This is a genomic window from Limisphaera ngatamarikiensis (assembly GCF_011044775.1).
In the GTDB taxonomy this organism is placed as follows: Bacteria; Verrucomicrobiota; Verrucomicrobiia; order Limisphaerales; family Limisphaeraceae; genus Limisphaera; species Limisphaera ngatamarikiensis.
In genome coordinates, this window is record NZ_JAAKYA010000009.1 from 1 (window position 1) to 1,944 (window position 1,944).

2 protein-coding genes are annotated in these 1,944 nt (G+C 61.4%); both read right to left on the bottom strand.

Annotated elements, in window-relative coordinates; genetic code table 11:
* Positions 1–606: 606 nt before the first annotated feature.
* Positions 607–1,011 carry a hypothetical protein gene (locus G4L39_RS01465; protein ID WP_165105376.1) on the bottom strand — a complete coding sequence of 135 codons (405 nt, stop codon included), beginning with the start codon at positions 1,009–1,011 and terminating at the stop codon, positions 607–609.
* A 34-nt stretch (positions 1,012–1,045) separates the two neighbouring features.
* The coding region (locus G4L39_RS01470; protein ID WP_165105377.1) for an RHS repeat-associated core domain-containing protein at positions 1,046–1,944 on the bottom strand (899 nt) is incomplete at its 5' end.

A 1,944-nucleotide genomic window follows, 5' to 3' on the forward strand; every position in this document is an offset into this window, starting at 1 on the left:
GGTCTCCGTCCTCGACGATTGGAGAATTGGGCGGCGAACGCCCGCCGGGAGGGGCGCAGTCCTCTGCGCCCGATATTCTTGCTGACCGCGAGGGGGCGGTCCCTCCCATGGGACCCTGTGGGAGGGGCACGGTCCCCCGTGCCCGTTCATGCGGCAGCTCAAGCCGCCCTGGAGAGTCGCCGTCCCCGGCGATTGAAAAGATTGGGCCGGCGAACGCCCGCCGGGAGGGGCACAGTCCCCTGTGCCGGCATCTTTCTACGGGCCATAGCGCTACGCTCCGTCCCTTACCTGCGCCGTCCTCGCCCACCCCATGGCGTCCAGATCGCCGCTCGGCTCGTAAGCACCAGCGCCCCCGGCGCTTCCCCACACGCCGCACGGCTCCATGCATCCCGAGCCCCAAGCACCCTCTGCACCTCTGAAGTTCATCGCAACGCCACATCCGCCCAAAGCACGCTGGCCAAAGCATCCGATGGGTTGAACGCTGGCCTTGAGGCTCAGGACGTGGACGGCATGCAGTTGTGCTCGAGGCTGGCCCTACGGACTCTCCGGATCGTTCCTTGCAGTGCCATTAACATCTCCCGGCGGACTTCGACTCCGCTGCTCAGCTCAATCCACGGGCAAGCCCGTCAGGGCTATCAACACAAACCCAACCACCACAAGCGCTACGCACTCCACCAACAATCCCACCACCGTGAACCCGAGCTTCTCATACCACCTCCCCGGGTACAACAGGCCAGCCACAAAAGGAAGAACGGTCAGCCCAAGCAGATACGGCCCCCCGTAATCCACCATAACCTGTCCGGGATGCACAACCTTGCGCCACACATACGCCGACACCATGATTGCACCCGCGCCACCCGCGCCACACAACGCCCATTTCCATTGCTTCAGCGCCCACCCCAACCACACGCTGCCAAATAACACCAGGTGTACGGCAAGTTGCAGCCAACCCCCCAACCATCCGCCACCAAAGGAAACGGTATCGGGTATAAACATTCCAATCAGCACCATGCTATACGTAGTTCCCAAGACCGCCTTCGCAAGCCTAGAACGTACACTCCGCTCCATGATAACAACCCGTAATCTGATATGGCCTCCACCCACACCTAAGTGCATTTTGAGTTGCCCATACCAATGTCGTATACACTTCACCCTGCGGGAACCGGTGCGTTTTCAACCACTTGGGATCGAAATCGTACGTGTCATCCAGACAGACGCTGAACGAAAACACCCCACACGCGCATGTAGTGCTGATGGTCAGCTCCACGTAGCCCAGCGCAAGCTCCCATGGAGCGCCCACAGCCGCCACCTCTTTTGACGAGTTCATCCAGTACCGCCCACCATGCTTGCAACGGCGCCGCTCCGCCTCGATCATGTCCAACACTGTCATCCCGTTCCCGGCTCTGGCAGCGCTTACCACCGATTCCATGTCCCTGCACGATAAATACCACGTCCCCCCAGCGCCCGACACATACCTGTCCCACGCCGCCTTCTCCTGTGGTGTATTCAAGAAGCTTCTGATAAGCTCTGCAGCCAGACGGCAGCGTAACGGCGGTCGCGGCGGGGAAGGCGGCCGGGGTGGATACCGAGGACAATCGAAATATGGACAATGGCCCTGGATCCACAGTCCGGTGGGGTCAACGTGAAGTACCGAGTCGTTGGACGCGAATGCCATGAGATGAACTCCACCCTGCTCCTCAATCGGATCCCGGCTCAACCACCTTCCCAGGGCGGGACTGTAGGCACGGTATTCGTACAGCACCAGGGCCGTCCCGTCCTCCGTCCGCTTCGTGCTGAACCGGAACGGATTCGAACTGGCCGCAGCACCCGTCAGCCGCAAAGGCTCTCCAAACGGTCCATACTCGTACCGGCCAGTCTCGGTGCCGGTGCTCGCCGAGACCAGGGTCCACACGTTCCCGTTGCCGTCGTACGTCACAAAGTGCA

What these genes read in the sequence shown, in the direction of transcription:
- G4L39_RS01465 (WP_165105376.1), bottom strand. Translation starts at nt 1,011, where the DNA reads ATGGTGCTGATTGGAATGTTTATACCCGATACCGTTTCCTTTGGTGGC.